This window comes from Paenibacillus sp. FSL H3-0310 (assembly GCF_038002785.1).
GTDB lineage: Bacteria > Bacillota > Bacilli > Paenibacillales > Paenibacillaceae > Paenibacillus_AQ > Paenibacillus_AQ odorifer.
Genome location: NZ_JBBODC010000001.1, coordinates 4,162,790 through 4,185,798 on the forward strand (window position 1 = coordinate 4,162,790; position 23,009 = coordinate 4,185,798).

20 protein-coding genes are annotated in these 23,009 nt (G+C 48.1%); 10 read left to right on the forward strand and 10 right to left on the reverse strand.

Features of this window, described 5'->3' with window-relative positions:
* Positions 1-315: 315 nt before the first annotated feature.
* Entirely contained in the window at positions 316-597 is a 282-nt protein-coding gene (locus tag MHH63_RS18945) for a hypothetical protein (RefSeq protein ID WP_076184273.1), read from the reverse strand.
* A gap of 195 nt (positions 598-792) precedes the next feature.
* On the opposite strand from MHH63_RS18945, the gene MHH63_RS18950 reads away from it, so the two are divergent.
* Positions 793-1,368: a hypothetical protein gene (locus MHH63_RS18950; RefSeq protein ID WP_076184272.1), complete on the forward strand. Its 576-nt coding sequence runs from the start codon at positions 793-795 to the stop codon at positions 1,366-1,368.
* A gap of 124 nt (positions 1,369-1,492) precedes the next feature.
* Here MHH63_RS18950 and MHH63_RS18955 read toward each other — a convergent pair whose 3' ends face one another.
* Positions 1,493-1,831, reverse strand: a complete 339-nt coding sequence (locus MHH63_RS18955) for a YlbF family regulator (protein WP_036683973.1) — start codon at positions 1,829-1,831, stop codon at positions 1,493-1,495.
* Between the two features lie 437 nt (positions 1,832-2,268).
* Between MHH63_RS18955 and MHH63_RS18960 the strand changes: the two genes are divergently transcribed.
* From MHH63_RS18960 to MHH63_RS18985, 6 genes are read left to right on the forward strand one after another with little or no spacing between them, the layout of a single operon-like run.
* Entirely contained in the window at positions 2,269-3,636 is a 1,368-nt protein-coding gene (locus tag MHH63_RS18960) for a YheC/YheD family endospore coat-associated protein (protein ID WP_341171946.1), read from the forward strand.
* Between the two features lie 10 nt (positions 3,637-3,646).
* A complete protein-coding gene (locus MHH63_RS18965; protein WP_076191142.1) occupies positions 3,647-4,813 on the forward strand; it encodes a YheC/YheD family endospore coat-associated protein in 1,167 nt (388 codons plus the stop codon).
* Complete coding sequence (locus MHH63_RS18970) at positions 4,814-6,187, forward strand: YheC/YheD family endospore coat-associated protein (RefSeq protein ID WP_036683976.1); 1,374 nt, start codon at positions 4,814-4,816, stop codon at positions 6,185-6,187.
* Positions 6,184-7,296 (forward strand): YheC/YheD family endospore coat-associated protein, encoded by a 1,113-nt coding sequence (locus tag MHH63_RS18975; RefSeq protein ID WP_076184269.1) that lies wholly within the window; start codon positions 6,184-6,186, stop codon positions 7,294-7,296. Before MHH63_RS18970 ends, MHH63_RS18975 begins: the two co-directional genes overlap by 4 nt.
* A gap of 26 nt (positions 7,297-7,322) precedes the next feature.
* On the forward strand, positions 7,323-7,841 hold the full coding sequence (locus MHH63_RS18980; RefSeq protein ID WP_341171947.1) for a GNAT family N-acetyltransferase: 519 nt from the start codon (positions 7,323-7,325) through the stop codon (positions 7,839-7,841).
* Complete coding sequence (locus tag MHH63_RS18985; protein WP_076184268.1) at positions 7,823-8,953, forward strand: YheC/YheD family endospore coat-associated protein; 1,131 nt, start codon at positions 7,823-7,825, stop codon at positions 8,951-8,953. Before MHH63_RS18980 ends, MHH63_RS18985 begins: the two co-directional genes overlap by 19 nt.
* 77 nt (positions 8,954-9,030) lie before the next feature.
* Here MHH63_RS18985 and MHH63_RS18990 read toward each other — a convergent pair whose 3' ends face one another.
* The 5 genes from MHH63_RS18990 to MHH63_RS19010 form a co-directional block, all read right to left on the reverse strand.
* A complete protein-coding gene (locus MHH63_RS18990; RefSeq protein WP_341171948.1) occupies positions 9,031-10,416 on the reverse strand; it encodes an ABC transporter substrate-binding protein in 1,386 nt (461 codons plus the stop codon).
* 93 nt (positions 10,417-10,509) lie between these two features.
* Entirely contained in the window at positions 10,510-12,156 is a 1,647-nt protein-coding gene (locus MHH63_RS18995) for a response regulator (RefSeq protein ID WP_076301310.1), read from the reverse strand.
* On the reverse strand, positions 12,134-13,903 hold the full coding sequence (locus tag MHH63_RS19000; RefSeq protein WP_076184266.1) for a cache domain-containing sensor histidine kinase: 1,770 nt from the start codon (positions 13,901-13,903) through the stop codon (positions 12,134-12,136). The genes MHH63_RS18995 and MHH63_RS19000 overlap by 23 nt, the downstream gene beginning before the upstream one ends.
* 45 nt (positions 13,904-13,948) lie before the next feature.
* Positions 13,949-14,767 (reverse strand): carbohydrate ABC transporter permease, encoded by an 819-nt coding sequence (locus MHH63_RS19005; protein WP_036684144.1) that lies wholly within the window; start codon positions 14,765-14,767, stop codon positions 13,949-13,951.
* A gap of 90 nt (positions 14,768-14,857) precedes the next feature.
* Positions 14,858-15,754: a carbohydrate ABC transporter permease gene (locus MHH63_RS19010; RefSeq protein WP_036683990.1), complete on the reverse strand. Its 897-nt coding sequence runs from the start codon at positions 15,752-15,754 to the stop codon at positions 14,858-14,860.
* A gap of 236 nt (positions 15,755-15,990) precedes the next feature.
* On the opposite strand from MHH63_RS19010, the gene MHH63_RS19015 reads away from it, so the two are divergent.
* Complete coding sequence (locus tag MHH63_RS19015) at positions 15,991-18,531, forward strand: heparinase II/III domain-containing protein (RefSeq protein ID WP_340395342.1); 2,541 nt, start codon at positions 15,991-15,993, stop codon at positions 18,529-18,531.
* Positions 18,532-18,557: 26 nt separating this feature from the next.
* The gene (locus tag MHH63_RS19020) at positions 18,558-18,878 is read left to right on the forward strand and encodes a cupin domain-containing protein (protein WP_036683993.1); all 321 of its coding nucleotides are present in this window, start codon (positions 18,558-18,560) and stop codon (positions 18,876-18,878) included.
* Between the two features lie 67 nt (positions 18,879-18,945).
* Here the strand turns inward: MHH63_RS19020 and MHH63_RS19025 are convergent, their stop codons facing one another.
* The 3 genes from MHH63_RS19025 to MHH63_RS19035 are packed head-to-tail and all read right to left on the reverse strand — an operon-like array spanning position 18,946 to position 22,050.
* Positions 18,946-20,073 carry a glycoside hydrolase family 88/105 protein gene (locus MHH63_RS19025; RefSeq protein ID WP_076278570.1) on the reverse strand — a complete coding sequence of 376 codons (1,128 nt, stop codon included), beginning with the start codon at positions 20,071-20,073 and terminating at the stop codon, positions 18,946-18,948.
* Between the two features lie 47 nt (positions 20,074-20,120).
* The gene (locus MHH63_RS19030) at positions 20,121-21,185 is read right to left on the reverse strand and encodes an alpha/beta hydrolase family protein (RefSeq protein WP_341172012.1); all 1,065 of its coding nucleotides are present in this window, start codon (positions 21,183-21,185) and stop codon (positions 20,121-20,123) included.
* Entirely contained in the window at positions 21,160-22,050 is an 891-nt protein-coding gene (locus MHH63_RS19035; RefSeq protein WP_076191130.1) for a pectinesterase family protein, read from the reverse strand. Before MHH63_RS19035 ends, MHH63_RS19030 begins: the two co-directional genes overlap by 26 nt.
* A 73-nt stretch (positions 22,051-22,123) precedes the next feature.
* Between MHH63_RS19035 and MHH63_RS19040 the strand changes: the two genes are divergently transcribed.
* Positions 22,124-23,005 (forward strand): helix-turn-helix transcriptional regulator, encoded by an 882-nt coding sequence (locus MHH63_RS19040; RefSeq protein WP_076179655.1) that lies wholly within the window; start codon positions 22,124-22,126, stop codon positions 23,003-23,005.
* The last annotated feature ends 4 nt before the right edge of the window (positions 23,006-23,009 follow it).

Below are 23,009 nucleotides of genomic sequence, written 5' to 3' on the forward strand. Positions count from 1 at the left end.
TGGTGTTTTGCGCGGCATTCTACGGTATTTATACCTTTCTTTTGGCTACTTTGGTGTTTTGCGCGGCATTCTAAGGTATTTATACCTTTCTTTTGGCTACTTTGGTGTTTTCCGCAGCATTCTAAGGCACTTATGCCTCTCTTCGCACCATTGCCGCGCTTTCCGCAGCATTCTGAGGCATTTTTGCCTCTCTTTGCACTACTTCTGCGCTTTCCGCAACATTCTAAGTCATTTTTGCCTCTCTTTGCACGACTGCCGCGCTTATTCGAGAGACCTGAAGCTAATCTAGCTTTTTAGTATCCGATGTCAACTCTATTATCTTTGCGAAACTCTAGTTTCTTCATTCCACTTTGTCTGCCATTGCTCCAGCTTTGCTTTTCGCACAGCTTCCAAACGTTTGGACTTTTCTTCATCAACCCCGATAATAAAATGCAAATGTGCCGCAATGACCATAAACGCAAAAAGTGACCAGACGACTCCAAAACCAAACACCCAGCTCGGTCCATTCGCAAGCGAAAGCTTCGGCAGTGCATACAAAAGCATGGCCAACGCCAGCAACAAATAGATACCATGTTTGAACTTGTTTCTTTTTCTCATTAATAACAGCTCCTTCGTAGACAGGATATTCGATTGAATCTATATCTCTACTCTATGAACATGAGGCCCGTAATATGAGACAAGTCCATTAAAAAATATATACCTTTTCAAAATTATGTATAAAAGGTTAGCATTTATATAGCAAGAGACGCTTATATATGAGATGATGATTTCATTTAGGGAGGCGTTTTTGAATTGAATGCAGCTTATAATCATACCGAATACATAATTCGCAAAAAAGTATTTTCGATCATGGGTGCGAAACTTCATATTTTTGATAGCTCTGAGCAGCTTGTGCTCTATTCGCAAATGAAAGCGTTCAAGCTTAAAGAAGACATTGCACTTTATACGGATGAGTCCATGCAGAAGGAGCTGCTGCGCATAAAAGCCCGCAACGTGGTCGATTTTAGTGCTACTTATGATGTACACGATACAGAGTCCGGTGAGCATATTGGTTCTTTTCGACGTAAGGGTCTCAAATCTATTTTGAAGGATGAATGGATTATTCTTGACCGTCATGATCAGGAAATCGGAAAAATCAAGGAAGACAGCACCGCGATGGCTCTACTGCGCCGCTTCATCGCTATTATTCCGCAGAAATATAATATCGAGATGGATGATACTACGATCCCTGCATTCAAGCAAAATTTCAATCCATTTGTCACCAAAATTATGGCTGACTTCTCGGAGGATCGAAAAGGCAAGCTTGATCGCCGCTTAGGTTTGGCAGCTGGTATTCTTCTCTGCGCAGTCGAAGGTAAACAAGATTAGGTTGAGGTTGAGATTGGGTCGAGCTTGAACTTAGGCTAGCCCTATAGTCACAGCCACAAGAAAGAGGGTGTTTCCAGAGCCACCGGCTTCGGGAACACCCTCTTTTGATTTTCATTGCTAAAATTTATTCGCCGTACAATTGAGACAAACTCTCGGTGATAATTTTATTTACATCCTCGATTACAACGCTCAGACGGCGTTCCGCATCGAACAGACGACGAATGCCAAGATTCAAGTTAAGCACCTCGAACAGCTTCTCCATCTTTTCCATTTCTTCCTGTGGAGGCATTTCTCCGCTCATCATCCGTTGTTGCAGCTCCATCTGACCTTGGCGGAAATTGTCCAGCATCGCTTTCGCTTCAGGATCTGTTTCTACGACCTTCATGGCATTTCTGATATCCGATACCTCGCTGCTCTCTTTAATGGCTTTCGCCAATTCATGTGCTTTGTCGTGAATGCTCATTATGATTCCTCCTAAAAGTTTTGTTAGCGTACACTCCTCAAATCGTCTTCGTACAAAACTCACTTCGAAAGCATACGCTTAAGTTTTGTTAGCGTACACTCCTCAAATCGTCTTCGTACAAAACTCACTTCGAAAGCTTACGCTTAGGTTTTGTTAGCTGCTGCTTCCTGAATCTACTCTGCTCTAAAAACTCACTCCGAAAACATACGCTTAAGTTTTGTTAGCAGCTGCTTCCTGAATCCACGTCGCTTCAGTTTCCAATATTCGCTCATTCCATACTTGTTTCGCTTCTTGGGCCGAGCTTATGAAATGACTGGGCAAGGTTTTTAGCGGTTAGGTCAATCACCAAGGGTCATCTGTCTCCATATGATGAATGATATGTAACCCTTAGCTACCAAATTGCCGGCATCATGCTGCCTACCGGAAGGAGATCCACGATGTCCCAATTCAAGATCCCGGTCCATACGGTCAACTCGGGCATCCTGCAGGAAAACGCTATAATGCTTGGCGAAAAATCCATGAAAAGACTCAAAATCCCGTCTCACGGAACACTCCAGCTGGCATTCGGCTCTTTCCGGCAGGAGGTTACCATTATCTCGGCTCCCAAATCCGACATCCTGCGTGTAAGCGAAGGACTGGCGCAGCGGACCGGATGGAAACACCGACAAACCCTCAACGTTTCTTACAGCTCTGTAAGCCGCACCTTGCGGCTTGGACCGTTGATCGGCGTGCTCGTCAGTCGTGACCATCCAGATAATCTCGACAGGTTGTTTGGACCCATTACCATGTTCTGCCGGGAATTGACAAATGCCTGCCACACACAAGGCGCCTATGTATATTTCTTTACCCCGGAAGCGCTGGAAACACGCAGTTCTTCCATTCAGGGCTGGGTATACAACGAGGGTTGGAGAAAAATGAGTCTGCCCATTGCCGATGTAATCAACAATCGGTTAACGACGCGAAAGGTGGAGAATAAACCTAGCGTACAGCATTTTTTGGCGGATGTAAAATCACGATATGGAACGCATTTCTTCAACGAAAAATTTCTTGACAAGACAGAGGTATTTGAAGCTTTAGCGCAAGACCCTTCCCTGCAGCGGTATTTACCTGAGTCGCATGCGTTGAACGGCTTTGCCGTAATGAAGAAGATGTGCAGCCATTACCCAAGTGTATTTTTGAAACCTGTACGAGGCAGTCTCGGCAAAGGCATACTTCGTATCTCTAAAGAAGAAGGCGGAGGTTACCGTCTGTTGTCTACTACCTCCATAGGTACACGCAAGCAAAGCTACACCACTCTCGCTAAATTGTACCAGTCCATCGCTCCCAAAATGAAGACTACTCGATACCAGATTCAGCAGGGATTGCCTTTGATGGAGCTAGGAAGGCGACCTGTAGATTTCCGGGCACTTGTTCAGAAGAATGGCAGCGGCAAATGGGGGGTTACCTCCATTGTCGCCCGCACCGCCGGAAGCAATCACTTCGTGTCTAATTTAGCTAGAGGTGGCAGTCTCAGCACAGTAAAAGAAGCGGTTAGCAAGAGCAGTCTTCCTCCGGGCACAAAAGAAAACGTTCAGCTTCAGCTGCCCAGAGCAGCACTTGCCATTGCAAGAGGGGTCGAAACCTTTATCCCCGCTCATTTCGGAGAGCTCGGAATCGATCTGGCACTGGATCAATCAGGACGAATATGGCTCTTAGAGGTTAACTCCAAGCCCTCCAAGAACGATAATACACCGTTAAATGATCAAAAAATAAGACCGTCCGTCAAGCAAATGATTTTATATTGCCGCTACTTGGCCGGTTTATAAGGAGGACACGATGACTGAAACAGAAGTGGGGTTCCTCGGCATTATGACAGGCCGCCGCAACGGGAATCCACCGATCGCCGAGCCAGAGTTTTGCAGTCATTTATGCCGGGCAGCTCCTCTATACAGCCTAAAAGTCCTCGTATTTCATCCAGACGGAGTAGCGGCAGACGGGTCCTCCATTACCGGTTATACCTGGAAAGATGGAAGCTGGCAGAATACCACTTCTTCACCGCCAGATATTGTCTATAATCGCTGCTTTTACGAAGGTCCTAAAGAAAGAAAAGAAGCTTCCGCTGCTCTCTCTACTCTTCATCGTTCCCTGCCTTGGTCTCGAGGTTTGCCAGATAAATGGGGTGTACATGAGATATTGAAGCGCGACCGGAGAGCAGCGGCAATACTGCCGGAAACTGTACTCTATACCGGTACCCGCAGGTTAAGTACAATGCTTGCTGAAAGAGAATATGGAGTCTTTCTAAAGCCCAAGGCCGGCACCCATGGCAAACGTACATTACATGCCATACTGCAAAACAGAGGCATGAGAGTACGAGGGCGTGACGGTACAAATACACCTTTTCAATATGTTTTCGACTCACAGGCTGAAGGACTGAACTGGATTCATGAATTTATCGGCTCACGCCGCTATATTATACAGCCTTTCCTGCACCTAACGAATAGTAAGGGGCAACCGTTCGATGTGCGTGTATTGATGCAAAAGAATGGCCTTGGCCGCTGGACTCTTACCGGCATGGCCGTACGGCTGGGTAACCAAGGTTCGCTGACTTCGAACCTGCATGGCGGCGGAACAGCTGTTTCTCCCCTGCCTTTTTTGCTTGCTGAATATGGTCAGGGTGGAAAAGACATCATGCATGAGCTTGCTGCAGAAGCTGCATACTTGCCTCCCCTACTGGAGGCTGCATGCGGCAGGCTTGGAGAACTCGGCCTTGATTTCGGTATTGATTCGAGCGGTCGGATTCATTTACTAGAAGCAAATTCCAAGCCAGGGCGCACGGTATTCCGGCTGACGGGCGACCGCCGGGCTGCTAAGCTCGCCGCCGAGAATCCACTGTCTTATGCGCGCCATCTACTGCTCACACAACGACGGATACCATCCCTATCTACGGACAGCTCCGTTACAAACGGGAGAATGATAACAATGGTTCCTAAGGAGGATTCATAAATGAGTCTCACTTTTTGCAATGTGCATTTCACTAAGCAGCCCCAAAGAGTTGTATATGTATCAGGTGCACTGATGAAAAGCTTGAAGTTAACGGGGAAAAAAAATATACGCTTAAGGCTCGGTAAAGATGCCACCCCGACCATGATCAAGCCCATCAAGCGCGCCGGAAATCACCTATATCTCGCCTCAGGCGTAAAAAGCGCTATCAAGGTTCCGAAATCGGGCGGTGTCTATTTACGCAATCTACAGAATGACGAGGTGCAGCTAGGACCTTTAGTTGGCATATTGTCCGATGGTCCTGCTTCTTCGTCTCAGCCCTTCGGTTCTCGCACAGGGTTCATCAAGCAATTGCTGCGGGAAGGCAGCAACAAATGTTATATATTTGCCTTTATGCCGCGTGACATCAACTGGCAACAGGAACAGGTCTATGGATATTTTTTGACCTCAAGCGGTAAGTTTGAACGAAAAATGGTCCCTCTGCCTGATGTTGTCTATAATCGATTGCCCAGTCGGAGAGCTGAGACCTCACCCTATATCAACCAACTTCGCGAACGATTTATGCGGAAAAGAATTCCATACTTTAACTGGAGCTTTTTCAATAAATCCGATATCTATAAGCTTTTAGAAAATGATGGGGCGGCAAATCGTTATGTACCTGAAACCCACAGCAATCCGTCCACGGAAAAAATGAGAGAAATGCTGGATCACCATCATTTTGTATACTATAAACCTTCTGCGGGAAGTCTGGGTCACGGCATTTATCGGCTTACCTATCTCCCGAAAAAGGGGTATTTTGCCCGCTACCGCCGCGGTGGAAAAAACGTTCTTTTACGCTTTACCACCTTTGAAGCCCTTATGCGTATGCTTCGTTCGCGTCACGGTCAAAATCTGCAAAATTATATAGTTCAGCAGGGAATACGTCTCATTGAAATAGATGGCTGCCCGATTGATTTCCGGTTCCATATGCATAAAAACGGCAGTAATCAGTGGATTGTAGTCGGCATAGGCGCTAAAAAAGCCGGCCGTGGCAGTGTCACCACTCACCTTAAAAATGGAGGAGCATTGCTTACACCTCAGCAAGCACTCGGACGTGTATTCGGCGCAAGAGCTGATGAAGTACTGCAGCGTGCAAAGACTACAGCCATCAAGCTGGCAGAATCACTAGAAGTCCAGCATCGTCATTTGCTCGGTGAAATTGGCTTTGATCTCGGAATTGATCAGGATGAAGACATCTGGATGTTCGAGGCCAACGCCAAACCAGGTCGTTCCATCTTCCGTCACCCTTCCCTGCGCGCTGAGGGCAAAGCTTCCATCGAGCACATTCTGGAGCATTGTCTATACCTCAGCAAATTCCGCAGGAGGGATGAGATGTGAGCACCCATAATCCGGAAGATACAAAACCTGTTATTGCCATACTGACAACCAGCGATAAAGTACGGCAATTTAATGGCAACCGCAGCAACTTCCGGGACATTATTCGCACAGGCAAAGAAATGGGATTTCTTGTCTACGTCGTCACTGTCCGTGACCTCAAGCTTGAGGAACGGATGGTGAACGGATATGTCCCATCGTCCAGCGGTAAAATCTGGTACAGCATTCCTGTACCTCTTCCACAAATCATTTATAACCGAATTCCCACCCGTGAGGATGAGGAAAAGCCTGCTGTGGTACGTAAAATAGCTCAATGCCTGGAACATCCAGGCATTAAGCTATATAATCCATACTTTTTCAATAAATGGAGTCTATTCGAATGGTTAAGGGGTTCGCACTCCACCTCAAAGCATGTTCCAAAAACGAGGCGTTTACGCAGTGCAAACACCCTTACTGCCATGCTGAATCAGCATACCAGCCTCTACCTTAAACCAGAGAACGGCAAAGCAGGAAAAGGAATTATGCGCCTAAAATATCGTGCAGATACCGCTTTGCCTTACCGGCTCCAAATTCAAAGCGGCAAAAAAAATGTGACGTACAAAGCAGCTTCCATGGATCGGCTCTGGGCAAGAATAGGAAAAGAAAAAGGAACCTCTCGTTATATTGTGCAGCAGGCTATTGAACTGGCGACTCATCGGGGAAGACCGTTTGATCTGCGGGTGCTGCTGCAAAAAAACAGCCGAGGCGGCTGGGGAGTCACCGGCATAGGTGCACGCCTCGCCGGTGCCCGAAGTATAACAACACATGTACCACGCGGCGGTAGTATTGAAGAGCCTGCCAGCATGCTGGAAAGTACATTTGGAACCGAAAGAGCAGCCATGATCCTGAAGAGTGTACCTACAACCGCCCTTCTTATCGCTAGACAAATTGAAAGAGCTTCTGATTCTATGCTCGGAGAGATGTCGATGGATCTGGGTGTAGATGAGAACGGGGGACTCTGGTTCTTTGAGGCCAACTCCCGGCCGATGAAATTTGATGAACCCGCGATCCGCAAGCTGTCCCTAGAGCGAATCTTTCACTACGGCCAGCACTTAGCGCGCCAGTTTAAATAGAAATCATTAAAAGGATGTGACACAGCATGCAGATATCCTCCATCTATGACATAAATGCCAAGCAGTGGAAATCACGGCTGGCTGGACTGCTTGAGTTTATAAGAGCGCATGGGGAGAAGCGAATCACAAACCAAGCTTGCAAAGTGCTGGCCCGATTAACACCGGATCAGTTGTCAGAGCCGGGTATCTCGCTGCTTGTCGCCACCGTACGCGGTCAGAATGGGCGCCAGCTCGCAGGAGTCAGCTTCGTATCCGGTTTCGGTGCAGAAGCCTGTCTTGTCGCTGTGCACCCCTTCTACCGGAATAGACATACCGGCACTGCCTTAATGGCTGCCCAGCTGAAACGCCTCGGGCATCTGCAATGCAGTGTTGCCTGCGACAATACTGCTAGCCTAAAGATGTGCTTCAATATCGGCCTTGCTGCCGACACACTTACCACTGGTCCTACCGGCAAGCCAACATTACTGCTCCGGTCACCCCATCATACCGGCAGCACTACTATTTCTCCACAAGAAGGTGAACTCCTGTGCCAGAGCCCGTCTTAGGCATTCTTACTTTATATATTAACGAAGCTAAGCAGCTTGAAGAAAAGGCCGTGTACCGGAGAATGATCGTCGAGGGCAAACGAATTGGCTTGGATGTCTTTGTGTTTACCCCCATGGATGTTCATCCCAGCAAAGAGCAGATCCATGCCCTTGTCTTTGATCCCAAGAGCGGAAAATGGTCACGCAAATGGCGTTCTTTTCCGAATATGATTTATGACCGTTGCCGTATTCAGCGCAGCTCACGCTTTCAGCAACTGCTTCGTTTCCGAGAACGCTACAATCATCTGTTATTTCTGAATCGTCCACTGCGCAACAAATGGACCATTCACCAAACATTTTCACAAAAAAGCCGTTTCCGGCAGCATATGCCAGAAACTTTACTCTATCAGTCCTCTGCCGACCTGCGCCGGATGCTGAAAACCAATTCAGTAGTCTATATCAAGCCGGCAAACGGCACAGGCGGACGTGGCATCCTCAGAATTGAGAGAATGAAGGATGGGCGTGGGGTATATGATATTCAAGGCCGTCGCCAGGATCGCCGAATCATTCCCACCCGTAAAGTCTCTTCTACTCGGCTGGATTCCATCGTACGGCAATGGTGTATCGGCGGACGTTTCCTTATCCAACAGGGGATCCCATTACGTCTGCCGGGCGGACGTTTCCATGATTACCGGATGCTCGTTCAAAAGAATGGGCAAGGTGTCTGGGAACTGACAGGTATGGCAGCACGGGTCGGTGCAGCGCGGAGTGTAACCTCCAATCTTCATGGCGGTGGTCATGCCGTTCGAGCGGAAACGCTGCTGAAGGAATGGCTGGGCAGTCAGGATAAAACCGATAAGGTCATGAAGACTGCCGAGAGGTTGGGCCTTGATGCCGCAGCCTTCTTGGAAGAAAGTTACGGAGCCTTATGTGAGCTTGCATTGGACCTCGCCATTGATCGCGAAGGTAAAATTTACGTGCTGGAGGTTAATCCCAAGCCCGCCCGTGAAGTGTTCGCAAGATCAGGTGACGGAACCACATACCGCAAAGCCCTGATTCGCCCTCTAGAATACGCGCTGTGGCTCTACAATAACAAAGGAACCCCGAGCACAGCTAAAACGACTGAGGAATAAAAATTATCATAGTAGTCATCAAAAAAAGACGCCACTAGCTCGTATTAATACGGAGCCTAAGAGGCGTCTTTTTCGATTTATTTGGCCAATGATCCCTGCAGGGAACCTGCATTGAAGTCCGGCTGTGCTTCGATATCGGTGTCACCTGCGGCTTTGGCTTTTTCAAGTGCCGCATTATAGCGAGTATTCAAGTCCTGAAGCTCTTTATCTAAATCTCCACCACCAAAAATGTATCTATTGAAGACATCAACCTTCTTTAGTCCTTCCAGACGTCCCTCACTGATAACCATCGGAGTCGCTGGATAAATCCCGTCTAACTTCGTAGGCAGAAAATCTTCAATTCCTGCAATGTCTGGTGCCTTGGCAACAGTAGCAACCGATGGGATAACCGAAACCCCATACCCTGCTTCCTGGTAAGCAATCTGCACATCATCACTGTACATCCATTCAATAAACTTCCAAGCTTCTTCCTTATGCTTCGAATCCTTGCTCATAGCCAAATAACTTCCTGCAATAACTTGGCTGACACCCTTCTGCTCCCCGTCAATGGTTGGAGGAATCGCAGCTGCCCAGCGAATTTCAGTTGGGAATTGGGTTTTGTAGACCGTCGGCTCAACGGAATGGTTGAAATACATACCGATCTTGCCTTGAGCAAATTGCGCACGCAGCGGGTCGATATCAAGCGATTCCGATCCTGGCATCATGCTTCCATCCACCTTAATCTGCCGCAGCGCCTCAGCAACCTCTTTATAGACGCTAAAATCAAATTGCCCGGTCTGGAAGTCGAAGCCCTCTGTGCCCTTAGTCTTGCTAAGTGTTGTTATTGGATAAGCGATACGCTCAAATCCACTGGTACTTTTGAAATTACCCGCGAAGCCGTAAGCGCCTATATCTTTTCCCGCTGCCGTAATTTTCTTGGCATCCTCGACCATCTCTGCGAGTGTGGTAGGCGGCTCTGTAATGCCAGCCTTCTCGAACAAATCTCCGTTATAGATGAGGCGCCAGAACTGACCGATATTGGGAAGGCTATATATTTTGCCGTCAACGGTATTTTTCTCGTTGATAAGTACGTTCTCGAACCGGCTCTTCATCTCTGGTGAAATGTAGCTATCAAAAGATTCCAGATACCCTCTTTTGACCCATGTTGGCACGTTATAAGTATCCACCCGGAGAATATCAGGCGCCTGCATGCTGGAGAAGGCAATATCCACCGACTGCGTATAGTTCTCTGCCATAACCTTCATTTCAATCTCGATATTGGGATTAAGACCTTCATACTCGCTGATCTTTTGCTCAATAAAATCAGAATCATGACGATCAATGGTCCAGTAGACCAATTTTGTTTTGTCGGAGTTTGTATTGCTGCTGCTTACCTCCGTATTAGATTCGGATGATGAACAGGCGGCCAACGAGCCAGCCAGCATCAGCGAAACCCCAGCTAATATCCATTTATTTCTTTTCATCTAAAATGCCTCCCTTTTCTTTTGAAATCGCATTCATTTCTTAAGAAAATTATAATTCCACTGCCCTTTTATCAGTGAAGGAGAAAACAACTGTCAATGGGAGACGAAATCACTGTTTCCCTCCACTTTGGGCAAGGTATATTTTGCACGAAAGTCAGTCGGCGTCATTCCGGTGTATTTTTTGAACTGCTCTGTAAAATAGGGTCGATCCTCATAGCCCAAAGAGATGGCAATATCCTGAACCTGTATGCCTTCCAGCACCAGCTCCTTGGCTTTGTCCATTCGTCTCCCGATAATATATTGGGCGAGTGTCATTCCCGTCTCCTTTTTAAAAAGATTGGAGAAGTAGCTAGGACTAAGATGCACCTCCCGTGCACAGTCCGCGACGGATAGATTTCGATGCAGATTTCCATTGATATGAGTGATGGCCCGATCCACAAGCATACGCGCGTCACTGCATTGGCGTTGTTGCAAATACGTACAGCCCAAACGGCAAAATTCCCGAATCTGGCGGCTAAGATCTTCAAAAGAGACTGCACTGCTCATGTCTGCAAGCTTATTTTCCAGAGTTTTAACTTCCGAATCCGTTGCTTTTTCCGAGAAAATCCGATGGATAGAATGAGCCAGTTCAAGACATAACGTCTTAACGATGGACGGATTAGGCGTTGCCGGTGCAGTAATCCAATCATGCCAAATATGATCCAGCTGCTCCTCTGCTTTGGGTAAATTCGCCGAACGCAGACAATAAAGCAATTCTTTCTCCTTGTCATATGAGTATCTGGGTAGCGCGGCATTCACGACTGCATCTTCAACATAGGTGTACACGCTGTTCCCACCGTTCAGAAAGGTGTTCGCAAGTGCAGACAGCGCCTGCGCATAGGAAGCAGAAAGCTGCCCTACCTCCTCCACCTCTCCACCCAGTCCAATGGATACCGTCTGGTACGTATACCGATGTACATTTTCCCGGCATTTCTCTGCAAGTTGCTCCATATTCGGCTCCGCCAGAGGGTTCATCACAATAACGAACTGATTCACATTTTCCCGGAACACAATGCCCCGAGTGTATTCGGATATTGTATTTTCCAAAATATTCTGTACGGCAAAGCGGATTAATTCCACCTCGGAAACCGTAAGTTCTGATGTACGTTCCACAAAAAAATCCACTTCCGCTACCATCACGCAAAAATTATAGTTATTCATCTCGATATTGTAAAAATCCCACTGCTGGCTCAAGTGCTGCTGTCTAGTTCCATAACGGATGAGCAGACGCATATATTCCTGACGCAAATAAGGTAAGCTCTCGCGCAGCTTTTGTTCCATGCCCATCATCTGCTCAGCTTGACTGCGTTCCCGCTCCAACACTTCTTTGGCCTTCAACACAGATTCAAGCACTTGAACCTTGGTATACGGTTTTACAATCAGATCAAAGGCACCCAGCTTAACTGCTTCCTGGGCATAGGTGAAATCAGAATAACCCGTCAAAAAAATCAGTTTGATGCCTGGCTGCTCGGCTTGGATGCTCCGCATCATCTCTAAACCATCCTTAAAAGGCATTCGGATATCCGTCAATACGATGTCAGGACGATGCTTGCGGATCTGCTCCAGACCTTCTTCCCCGTCTGCCGCGGTGGCCGCGATCACAATCCCATGTTCCTCCCAAGGAATCCGCTGCGACAATCCGCGGACCACTGCAGGAATATCATCAACAATACATATTTTAATTGAATGGGCGCTCAGGATTTATTCCCCCTTCCACAGGAATGGATAGAACAGCTTCGGTTTCAACACGCGGACTGCTTCGAAAGACCAATCCGGCTTCTTTGCCGTAGTACAGCTGCAGTCGGCTACATATATTAGACAGAGCATAGCCTCCACTGCCGTTCGGCTCCTTCAGCCAGGCATTGAGTTTCTCCGCATTCATGCCGGTTCCGTTATCGGTAACCCGGATGAGCAGTGTGTTTTTGGCTACTTCTACAGAGATCCGGATCACTCCCCCTCCCCTTAATTCCTTAAGGCCGTGCAGGATTGAGTTCTCCACCAAGGGCTGAATAATAATTTTCAATACAGGAAGCTCCAGCAGTTCCACTCCGACATCAATTGTATAGTCAAACAACCCTTCATAACATTGCTGCTGAAGGTTTAGATACTGGCGGACATGTTCCAGTTCCTTGCCTAAGGTCGTAATTTCCTGCCCGTTGTTCAGTCCCAGCTGAAACAGTGCAGACAGCGAAATGACCATCTGTTTCACATCTTCATATTCATCCATCTCACATTTCCAGAAAATCGTGTTTAATGTGTTATATAAAAAATGAGGCTCGATCTGCGCCTGAAGCGCCTTGATCTCCGCTTTTCTCTTTTCTTTTTCTGTATCCTTGACTTCAGCAATCAACTCACCAATCCGGTCCAACATCTGGTTAAATTTGCGTCCCGCCTCCCCAATCTCATCCTGGAAAGGACTCTGGAAGCGTGCACTGAGATCCTCTTGCTCAACACGAGACATCGTCCGTTGCAGTTTCAGCAGCGGTCCCAGTAGCAAAGCGGACAGATACCTTGCAAGGAAAAGCGCGATGACGATACATGCCGCCATGATCATCAACACCAGCCATTGAATACTCCGAACAGGTTGCAGCAGTTCCTTTTTGGACAGGTAGCTGACCAACACCCAGTCTTTTGCGTACCCTGAACTGGCATAGCTGAGCAGCATTGGCCCATCCCCAGCAGAATATTCAAAATTACCCCGGTCTGCTTCCCTCAGTTTGTCCAAAAACACAGAGTCCCGAGACCATTCCGGACGTCTCCCGTCTCCGAAGACGCTTGTTCCCTCTTTATTGATCAGTAAAAAACGTGCGGAGCCAAGACTCCCGCCTCCACTTACAGTATCTTCAAGAATGTCCTCTTTTACATTAACGATCAAAAATAGATCAGGGACATAATTGTCTGTAAGCGGCTGCAAGACTAGGGAAATAACATGGTGTTTCCCGGCAAATAGCTCGTCCCGATGACTCTCCACCCAATTGGTTTCAGGTTTCTCCTTAATCCGTTGATACAGCGAAGATTCTAGAAATGGGGTCAAGGTTCTGCGCTGATTGCTGGTAGAGTAGAAATCCCCGTCCGGCGTACTGATCAAGATAGATTCAATGGAGTTTTCCGTCAACTCTACCTGCGTGAAGGGCGCTTGCAGCATAGAAAAATTGGCAAAAAAACGTTCCATATTATGAGCTTTAATATCCCGGATGGTCTGCTGATAAGCTTCGCTCAACATCATCGTGGAGGAAGCCACAATGATTTGCTTTAACTTCTGGTCCAGGACATTGATTGACTGATTCAGCACATTTTGATTTAACTCGACAGAGTTACGCTCCATCGCCCGAGAAGCGATGGAGTAAGCCAATAAACCGGTGACAGAAATACAGAATACCGTCAGTGCGGTAAAAGATAGCCATATTCTTTTCTTCAAAGAGGTACGATAAACCCAGGCCTTCAGCATGTATTCACATCCTTCTTGAATAACTGTCCGAAGCCCGCCCCGAATTTAGCCCTTTACAGAGCCAGCTGTCATCTGCATGAACGATTTATTAGCGAAAATATAGACAACAATCATTGGCAACATGGACAGACATGCACCCGCGAGCATCAATTGAGGTTGCGCCGCATCGCCGATACCATATTTTAGCCCCGCCAATCCTACGGTGAGTGTCTGTAATTTTGGCTGTGTCATGGTAAAAACCAGCGGCAGAATATATTCGTTCCATGCTCCGCGGAAGGTCCAGAGCGCCGTGACTCCAAGGGCGGGTGTCAGAAGCGGTAAGATAACTCGAAAGTATACGCTATAGAAATTACAGCCGTCAATAAAAGCAGCCTCATCCAGATCCTTCGGAATCGCTCGTACAAAACCAATCAACATAAAAAATGCCGTGGCATGCGCACTAATCAGAATAATAATGACACCCCATAACGATTTCTGTAGATTAAGCGCTACCATAAGGTCAAATTGCGGCCGAAGCACCACAGCACCGATCGAGATAAACAGCGTGCAGGACTGAATTACAACATATATACGTTTCCCGTAAAAATCGACTCTCGCTACCGCATATGCGGCCATCGTTCCAATTAATAGAGTGCCTAAGGTGGTAAAGATACTGATAAACACACTGTTCCATGTAAAGCGGGCAAAGTTAGCCGAATTCCAAGCCTGCGCGTAGTTTCCAATCTGCCATGACTTAGGCAGCAAGGTGGTTCCTGTCGTCAACTCCAGATTGGTCTTAAGGGATCCGAAAAAAGCCAGAATAATCGGAAACAACGCAAAAGCCGCCACTATAAGTAGAAAAATCCACAGCAAGGTCCGGGACAGCACCGCTCGGGTCTTGAAGGACCGGACAGGCTGGACCGAAGTGTTCTTCGTCTCCGCATGTAATGTACTCACTGTTCATTCTCCTCTCTTTTAATAGATATCATTTAGCTTTTTAGATACATAAAAGTAGACTAAGGTAATCAGACCTACAATAACTGCTGTGGCAAAACCAACCGCACTACCGTAGCCAAATTGCTGAATGCTTGTACCTCCACTGGATACAGGGAAGAACAGCTTATACAGGTACAGGTACATAACTTCCGTCTTGCCATAAGGACCGCCTTCGGTAAGCACCATAATACTCTCGTAGCCTTTTAGGGAGGCGGTAATAGCGAGCATAATGATCATTTGCAATACAGGTCCGAGCATGGGAACGGTGATGTTCCACATTTTTCTGAAAGGTCCAGCTCCATCTATAGATGCCGCCTCATAGAGATCCTCAGGAATGTTCTGTAAACCAGCGATAAAGAGCAGCATATAGTTACCGATAGCCCCCCATATCGCAATCATAATAGCGGTTAGTAAGGCATATTTCGGCCCTAACCAATCTATCGGAGCGGAAATAATTCCAGAGCCGACCAATAGCTGGTTAACCATCCCGTTGTATGAATTAAAGATAACGTAGAATACGATGGCCATAACCGAAGCACTGATTACGGTCGGCATAAAGTAAATCGCTCTTAGCAGCTGCCGCCCTTTCAAAGCACGATTGAGGACAACCGCCAGTAAAAATGATAATGGCAAGGTGATGAGCAGCTTGCCTCCAGCGTAGATAAAGGTGTTGACCACTGACTTCCAGAATTCCTTATCCCTTAATAAGCGCTCGAAATTCTCCAGTCCGATAAACAGGGGTTCGCCGAAACCCTGGTAATCATAGAACATGTACTTCAGAGCCCAAAAGATCGGATATACTCCAAAAACCAGCGTCAGAATCAAACTGGGAGCAACGAAGGTCCAGGCGTTAATTTGACGTTTTGATAAATTCATTTATTGTTCCTCCTGTCCATTGGACTAAGCTTATGTCCTTAATGATAATTCTATCCGTTCGTAACGGTTAGGGAGAAAGCGACTGCGCTTGGGGGAGAATTTCACTTTTTCAGTTGCTTTGTCCCCTTTCCTTCATTTGTTTATCTATCCCGTCCTTCGTAAAGCCACGTTTATACTAATTAAGAGAAAGCTCACCCACGAACCATGACTACTTTACAAGGAGGTTAGAACTACCGATGATTTCAGCATATGGTGGCGGTTCACGCCCCTTCGGATGTTATACCGAAGGAGAGCTTGAGGGCATACGCCTTAGAATCGAACAGCTTCCCAAGGTCCGGCAAGAGTACGAAAGACAACAACAGCTGTCTGAACAATTTGCCAGCCGAGAAGCTGCTGCGCCCCTCCATAAACTCGGGGTGTTCCGGGTAGAACCCTTTGTTTTTAAAACCCCTCCCAGAACGGCCTTCCTCAAGCTTTCTGTACAGATTCGGGGAAAGGGCACGGCGCGCATCGGGGGCTTGCGTCTGACTCATTCGCAGCTTGGCTTGCCGGTTGAACTAGCGAATGGCGGTCTAGAATCTGGGATGCTGGGGTGGAGTCAAGACCGAGAAAACGGAAGCACAGTATATCTAGAGAAATTGGCCAGCTGGCAGCAAGGTCTCCAGCCATCTGGTGTAACCCCATCTGGCGCTAGTCTGGCAGACGATTTGCAATGTATCTGCATCAGTAATGAGGAAGTGAAAGGATTGACAATCCTTCATTATGGAGAGACCATACCTGTATATGAAGGTGATCATTACAGCGTGCAGACGGCGCTCAGTCTGGAAGCTCCTCTAGGCGAAGGAATCTGCATCGGGGTCCATTTTCTAAATGCTGCGGGGCAGCCGTTAGGAACTGAGCTGCTCTCCCCGCTTTTTAATCGGCCGACACTTACCAATTGGGCCTACCTGCTGGAGGCTACGGGAGCGGACGCCAATATGTATATGATCACGGGTGAAAGTGAATTTGCGGTTCGAGCCAAGCAAAAGCTCCAGTACATGCTTGCCGATATACGGGTAGGCATGGATATTTTCCGTAGAGACGGCTGGCATGACGATGATACTTACGGCGCGGTGCATATCGGGAGGGGGCTCGCTGCTGCTTCGGTAATCTACGATCAGATTGCTGGCAGCAGTGTATTCCTCACTGGAGAAGAAACCGAACTTCTCGCTCATTTCCGCTATATCGCAGACATGATGATGGATACCCACTACTACCGGTTTGATCTGGAGACCTTCCCAGATGAAAAGGGGGGAAAACGCAGTAATTGGAATGCCGACCGGGCAACCGGACTGGGTGTATATGCCCTCCTCTTTCCCAATGAAAAACAAAGTGAGGCATATCTTGATCATGCCCTCTCTGTCATCAACTGGCAGCTGGCAGAAGTGGTTGATTCAGACGGCGCATGGCCAGAAAATATTCGCTACCATGGCGCAGTATTGCATCGCTATTTTCTCTTCTTCGTCCTATTAAAGCGTTTGAAGGGCATTGATTATTTCAAGCATGAGAAGGTAAAGGGCATGTACCGTTTCCTAATCGGAACAGTGACTGCACCAGATATTATTCAAGGCGGCTCTTCTGGCTCCCCCATCCTGCTTACACCAGCGGTCGGCGATGCCAATGTGCAGGAAAAATGGTTTCGCCTGCTTGGATATGCGGCCCCATTCTATATGGACGAAGACCCCCAGCTTGCCGGGGAAATGCTCTGGACGTGGAAGCACGGCGGAGAACCGATTGAGGATAGTGGCGCATTTCCTCTGCCTCTGGTCGCGCTGTTATATCCACAGCCCGATTTAGCAGAACAAAGGCCTGCACTCGACTCCGTACATTATCCCGATATCGGTTATGTCATCTTCCGCAACGGAGAACAGAACCTTCAGCATTATGCAATCTACGAGGCGTCTCCGCTGACTTATCACGCTCATCATGATGAAGGGCACTTCTCCATCTGGGCAGATGGTGTTCCAGTAACCCTTGATTCTGGAACGGGAGGTTATTATAACGGGGATCGGCATTGGTATGTGTCCAGCGCAGCTCATAATGTTGTTCAATTTACCGATTCATTCGGAAATTTTGCCAATGGGCCACTGCAAAGCACATGCAAGGAAGTACGCTTTTCAGAAGAGTTAGATCATGCCAGCAGTCTTATTCCAGAGGCTAACGCCAGGGAATATGAGCGGAATTTCTTGTTCATTAAAGCAGGCTTTAACGTCTACTTGATATGGGATCGAATTGAGGGAGCATCGAACAGCGTCTGGAATCTGCATACACTCAGTACTGATGCAAGTATAATGGAGCAATCCATTGATGCAGCTTGCCTGAACGGCAAGCACCTAAGCGCTTATATCGCCGAACCAGAACTTCCAGTGATTACAATGGGAGAAGGCGCTGTAGCCGGGAATTATCCGCTGGCAGAGCAGCAACATTTTCGTGTTTATGGTGGTAAAAGCGATTACGTCATTCTGCTTCATCCCCGGACAGAAGATGCTTCTTCACTACAGCTTGAACAGCTTGATTTTGAAGAGGCTATCGAAGGAGTACGCTTGTACAGAATATCCCGTACGGATGGGAAATGGTTTATCGCCGCCATCAACGGCACCAAGGAGGAACACCTTGTTACTGTTCCGGGTCTCGGACCGCTTAGGCTGCTCGGAGAACCTGAGTCAACATCCGGGCAACCTGAAGCAACCCAATTAAGAATTGAGGCAGGCAGAATTCACATCGCCATGCCCCGATAACTATATACAAGGAGGAAGATTAGAACATGAGCAATCTTGGAGTATGGGAACCAGCAGAACCGGGAGTTAAACGCTGTATCTTGAACGCTGCAGCCAGTCTGATGATGATGGAGGTTCATTTCGAAAAGGGAGCCGAGGGCTATGAGCATAGCCATCCTCACGAGCAGATGAGCTACTGTCTGCGTGGAAGCTTTGAATTTCGTATTGACGGCGAGAAGCATAAGGTAACCGCGGGGCAAAGTATTGCCATACCGCCAGATGCAAAGCACGGTGTAACCGCATTGGAAGCAGATTCTGCGCTGCTCGATGTCTTCACACCTATCCGCGAGGATCTGCTGAAACGCTAATAAATATATATCTGGCAGCAAAAAAAGGCCCAATCATTCCATTTCAGAGGGAATGATTGGGCTTCTGTTATTTTTCAGCTTGGTACCGTTCCACCTCAAGTGATGCTAATAACAATGGAGCGACGCCCATAGGCACATCCGACAATACGTCCTCAGAGATATAGTAATCGTATGAGCCATTACGGTCTTTGCTCAGACCCGCTCCATGACAGATCTGGTGCAAGTGCACACCTTGTTCATCCTCTTCAGTCAAATGCGTCAAAATGCCTTCATACCCTTGCAACATCGCCTCTATAAAAGAGGATTCCAGATAACCTAATCTTAGTCCCTTAGCCATCGCATAAACAAACATGCACGAGCCGGAAGCTTCAAGATAATTGCCTTTTCTCCCCGCTTGATCTAACACCTGGTACCAGAGGCCAGTCTCCTTGTCTTGAACCTCCAGAAGCGCGCCGCACATCCGCTGGAAAATGCCAATGATCGTCCCCCGCTGCGGATGAGTGAGCGGAAAATGCTCCAGGCAATCAACCACAGCCATCGCATACCAGCCCATCGCCCGGCTCCAAAAATGAGAGGACAATCCGGTAGAAGAGTCAGCCCATTCCTGCTCTTTGGATTCATCCCAGCCATGATAGAGCAGACCGGTCCGTGGATCACGGGTCCGCCGCTCAACCAGCAGCAGCTGATGCGCCGCTTCGTCAATCAGTTCAGGTCGTTGAAAAACCTTGCCGTATTCCGCTAGGAATGGCGATGCCATGTACAGCCCGTCCAGCCACATCTGGAAAGGGTATACCTTCTTATGCCAGAATCCCCCTTCGGAGGTGCGGGGATGTCCAATAAGCTGTGCGGCCAGCAAATGGGCTGCTTCAGCATACCGTTCTTCTCCGGTTTTCTGGTATAGCAAGAACAGGTTTTTCCCCTCGTTAATCTGGTCCAGATTGTATTCTTCCAGCCTGTAGGTACGGATGGAACCATCCTCTCCAATAAATGTGTCCATATGCCGCTCCATAAAGGAGACATACTCAGGCTGGTCGAGCTGAACACCCGCCCGGGCCATTGCCATCAGCAGCATGCCCGGAACATAAGCCCATCTTTCCAGCACATATTCATGCTCTCCCTGCTTGTTGCACCCTCCAAGAATCGTACTCGCGATTTTACTGGACAAGCGAACGGTTGTTGCTTCAGTTATAGACATCCTTATTCCTCCTTCGTTTGTCATCCATATGAAGTCTAATCTTATGCTCAGTTGAGCTGCTTGCGCAGCCAGGCAAAGGCTGGTTCACCATGAATCTCATGACCTCCGGTGAAGAAGTCCGCTTCTACCTGTCCGATATGATTCGCCGACCTGTAAATCGTCTGCAACTGGGTTAAAGCTAATTTTGTTCCGCGCGGGCCAAACAGATGATCGGCATCTCCCGATTCGAGGAACAGGCCACGAGGGGCAATGAGGCCCAGTAGGTCAGGCATCTCCGCTTCCAGCAAAATCCCTGGAATATAATTATCAAGGCAATGATTGCGTGTCAGAATACTGTCTGCGAAAGTATTGGCATACCCGCTTACGACCGCACAAGCGATTCGTTCGTCAAGTGCAGCTGTGAAGCCAGCCACCAGTCCCCCGCCGGAAATACCCATAATTCCAATTCGTTCATCCTTAACTTCTTTTCTTGTCTGCAAATAATCCAGTGCCCGCATGGTTTCGTAGATACGGTAGCCGGCCATTGTCTTCCCAACCATCAACAATGCGGATGACAGGCGGAAGCAGGAATTACGTCCAGGCTCCCCGCTTGTTAGGTCTTCTTCCAATCGTCTGTCCCCAAAGCCGAGCAGCTCCGGGGCTGCCACTACAAAGCCCTGTTTTACCAGTGAAACAGCGAAGTCTTTGTGCAGCCCGGGATCTCCCTGCCGATCCGATCCGTCCGGGTTCAAGCCTACGATCTCCCGGCTTCCATAGCCATGTCCATGAATGGTAAGAACGGCAGGAACAGGGGTAGAGAACGGCTGATCCGGGATCAAAAGATACAGCGGCATGCGCAACCCTTCATAGGTAGTTATCTCTATACGTTCACGGGTATACCCGGAGCAGACGGTTCGTTCCAGCAGAACCGGTTGCAGCTCCTCAGCTATTTCTGGAAAGCCACCTAACCGCTTCGTAAATGCTGCGCTAAGCTCATCACGCCATTGCTGAAAGGGTATGTCTTTGCTGAAAGCCGAGTTACGTTGTGCTGAACCAGCTAGTTCTTTCATGTATTGTTCCAGAGGCTCCATCCGAAGTGCTCCTTCCTTAATATCCTTCAGGATGCCAGCCATCAAGCACGGTCAGCACCCTATACTCCGCAGCTTCCTGTGGAATCAGCTGCCGCGACCATGCAGCTCTGGCTTCGGGATTGGCTCCCGGTCCACTGCTGCCATATTCTTCATAGCGGCTAGTTTCCTCCCTGTCCGGCTGCCCCCAATTATGCCAGCCTTCGCCGATAATCGAACTGTCTATGACCGTGCGGATAAAAGCCACATGTGCATAAGGGCGCCAAGGTCGGCCAAGATACACTTCACTTACACCTTGACCGCCAGTAATTTCACAATCGAGGAATACATAACCAAACGGTGCGCCTTCAGGCGTTGATGCGGCTGTTATATATCCTCTGGAACGTTTGTTATGCAGCCGGCAACGTTCAAACAAAGCCGTAGCCGCGCCAAAAATATAATCCACATCGCCTTCAATGTAACATTCGTTATAATATTGCTTTCCTTGCCCTGTATACAAAGTATCCTGATCACCCAGCAGGCGTACACGCCGGAATACAGCATGACCAGCATCAACAAAAGCAGCCACCGCCTGACCAGTGCCGGGACCTGATGCATTTCGAATGGTCAGATTTTCAGCGGTGAAATGCTCAGCGAATACATTCAGGGTACCGGATTTGAACGTGCCAATCGGCTCTCCGTCCGGACCTAAAGTGTGCGCGTTGTCTGACCAGGTAATGATGGTGGAATTCGTGTCTTCCCCCAGTAGCAGAACCGGAGGCGTTCCCTGTTTCACTGTAATTTTTTCCTCGTAAATGCCGGGTTTGATACGAATCGTCACTTCTTCCTTGTGTTCCTGTGGAATTGAATCCAACGCTGCCTGTAGACTACTGAATCCTTCGTCGACACTCTTAGAGACTGTAATTAACATCTGCGGCTCCTTTCCTATCAACCTGAGTTTATTCTATAATAACCGTAACGCTTCGTAAGAGAAGAGGAGAATTATGACTAGCCTGACTAGCCCCAATCACAAATATCATATTGAAGAAGACCGCTACAGCATCCAGCATATGAAACGTAAAGGCATCACTGCTATGCCACGTCCCCACAGCCATGACTTAGCCGAGCTGTACTATCTGATACAAGGGGAGCGGGTATACTTTGTCGACGACCGAGTCATTACGGTTCATAAGGGTGAGCTTATTCTTATCTCCGGCCGGGAGCTTCATTCCACAGCAAGCTCGGAAGTAGCCGAGTTCGAGCGGATTCTGATCAACTATGATCCTGCTCTTCTACCGCCATCCCTGCAGAATGAAGCCATCTGGTTTCATGACCGCGGGTACCGCTTGTTCAAGCTGACCCTGCGCGAGCAGGACGAAGCGGAAATCCTAATGAACCGGATGCTGGAAGAATGCCGGTTGCAGCGCCCGTATTACGAAACCAGCGTAATCGCTTTATTCTCCGAGCTGATGATTCTCCTCCAGCGTTCAGAGAGTATCTCACAAGCTGGAGGGACGAAACATCCGCTCCATCATCTAGTAACGGATGTAGCCACCTATATCCGTGATCACTACCGTGAGGCCCTTACTCTGGAAGAGACTGCGAGTAATTTTTACATTAGTCCTTCATACTTGAGCCGGGTATTTCACCGATTGACGGGTTTTCACTTTCGGGAATACATCGTTCATGTCCGCGTAAGGGAAGCCGAACGGCTGCTTGTCGGATCTACAGGCAAAATCCAGGAGATCGCCTCCGCTGTCGGATTTGAACATCTTTCCCATTTCAATAAAACATTCAAAAAATCAACCGGTCTGACCCCGCTCCAATACCGAAAAGAAGCAAGGTCACACCCACGGAAGTTCAAGACGGATTTCCATCATCCATAGAATT